This is a genomic window from Kitasatospora sp. MY 5-36 (assembly GCF_001182915.1).
Lineage (GTDB): Bacteria > Actinomycetota > Actinomycetes > Streptomycetales > Streptomycetaceae > Kitasatospora.
Genome location: NZ_LFVW01001076.1, coordinates 1 through 2076, shown reverse-complemented (window position 1 = coordinate 2076; position 2076 = coordinate 1). Strand labels below are relative to the sequence as shown.

At 75.3% G+C, this 2076-nt stretch carries 2 protein-coding genes; both read right to left on the bottom strand.

The annotated features are described in order from the left end of the window. Window positions 1–922: RNA polymerase sigma factor (locus AE652_RS40235; RefSeq protein WP_159028712.1), on the bottom strand; the 922-nt coding region annotated here is incomplete at its 3' end. A 243-nt stretch (window positions 923–1165) separates the two neighbouring features. Further along, window positions 1166–2076 (bottom strand): CAP domain-containing protein (locus tag AE652_RS40230; protein ID WP_053112571.1); only part of this gene is annotated, 911 nt, incomplete at its 5' end.

The window sequence follows — 2076 nt, the reverse complement described above, 5'->3', positions numbered from 1 at the left end:
CGGTGCCGGCCCAGCCGCCGTGCCCTCCCGCCGCCGCGTGCGCGCCGGTACCGGTAGAGGCCCCGGCTCCCGCGCCCGAGCCCGCTCCGGTGGCGGCCGAGGAGGCGACGGCGGCCGCCGTGTGCTGGAAGTGCAGCAGCACGGGCGAGCCGAGCGGGATCGGCACCAGGGCGAGGCCGGCCAGCAGTCCTTCGGCCGGGAACAGGTCCCGGCCGAGGCCGCCGCAGTCCGCGCAGTCCCGGATGTGACGGGCGATGCGCTTGCGCCAGACCGAGTTCGGGGTGCCGTCGAAGCCCGCGGTGAGCTCGGTCAGTCCGGGGCAGCGGGGGTAGGCGCAGAGCGCGCGGACGACGATGCGGCCCGCTTCGAGCTGCTTCTTCATCCGCTGCACGCGCACGGCGGTGTGCTGCGGGCTCAGGTCGAGGGCCTCGGCGAGTTCGGCGCGGGTCAGATCGCCGGCGGCCTCCAGCCACCAGAGGGCGAGCAGCTCGCGGTCGTCGGGGTCCAGCCAGCGGGTGGCCTCGGCCACCTCGCGGCGCTGGCCGGACAGGCCGAGGCGCAGGATGGTGAGGTCGGTGAAGTCGGCCCGGGGGTCGGCGACCTCCCAGGTCTCGTCCAGGCCGCCGACGGTCGGCTGCTGCTGACCGGCGGCGTGCCGACGGCGCACCTGGTTCATGGTGATGGCGACCAGCCAGGACCGGAAGGACTCCGGGTCGCGGAGCCCGTCCAGGCCGTCCAGGGCCCGGATCATGGTCTCCTGCGCGACGTCGTCCACGTCGGCGTGGCCGCCGAGGGCACGGCCGGCCACGTTGTAGACGAGCGGCAGCCAGGCGGCGACCAGCGCCTCCCGGGCCTGCCGGTCACCTGCCTGCGCCGCGAGCACCAGGGTGGTCCCGGTCCTGTTCTGCACCTCAGCGTTCATGGTCCGCACTCCGTGTTGCCGTGTATCCGTCCGCCGCTGCCTCCTCGGAGACCCGTGGGGAGTGATCAGATAACAACAATGTGCACGGAATCGGAAAATCGGCCCGGATCGGCGGGCCCGGTCTGAGGGTCAGACCGGGCCTGGGCAGGAGCGGAAGCCGGGACGATCAGGCGTGGACCACGGTCGGAGCGGGGCCGAACGGGGGCCGGACCAGGGCCGGACCAGGGTCGGTTCAGGGCCGGTTCACGCCGGGGAGGCGAACACCTGGGTCCACCACGGGCCGTTGTTGCCGGTCCGCACGCCCACGCCGAGCTGCTTGAACGCGCAGTTCAGGATGTTGGCCCGGTGGCCGGGGCTGTTCATCCAGGAGTCCATCACGGCGGCCGGGTCCTTCTGACCGCGGGCGATGTTCTCGCCCCAGGTGCTCCAGCTGTACCCGGCGGCCTCGATCCGGTAGTCGGCGTGCTTGCCCTCGGGGCTGGCGTGGTCGAAGTAGTTGCGGTCGGCCATGTCGTCGCTGTGCGACTGGGCCGCACTCGTCAGCCGGGGCTCGGCGCTGACCGGCCCGCAGCCGGCCTTGCCGCGCTCGACGTTGACCAGGTCGACGACCTGCTGGGCGTACGACGGGGCCGCGCCTCCGCCGGCCGGCACGCCCCCTCCCCCAGGCATGCCCCCGCTCCCCGGGAAGCTGCCGCCCCCCGGCATCCCCGGGATGCCCCGCTTGGCGGTGCCCTGGCCGGCGGTGGAGGCACCGGCGGCGGTCGGGGTCGCCTTGACGGCGGAGGCCGTGGGAGTGGGGACGGCCGTCGGGGAGGCGGCGGCCGAAGCCGTCGGGGAGGCCGGAGCGGTCGGCGTGGCGGAGGCGCCCTGGGTGGCCGCCGGGTCGGCGGCGGTGGGGGTGGCCGGCAGCGGAACGTCCGGGTTCGTCCCCCCGGCGCCGGGCACCTGGATGCCGTCGTGCGTGCCCAGCTCCGCCGAGATCAGCATGTCGGCGGCCAGCGACTGGCCCGCCATGTCGCGGTCGGTCTGCTTGCCGCCGTACGCCGCGTAGCCCGCACCGGCCAGCGCGGCGAACAGCCCCGTCCCGGCCACGGCGACGACGACCGCGGTCACCGGCACGATCCCGCCGCCCCGCCGCGCCCGGCGGCCCCGGT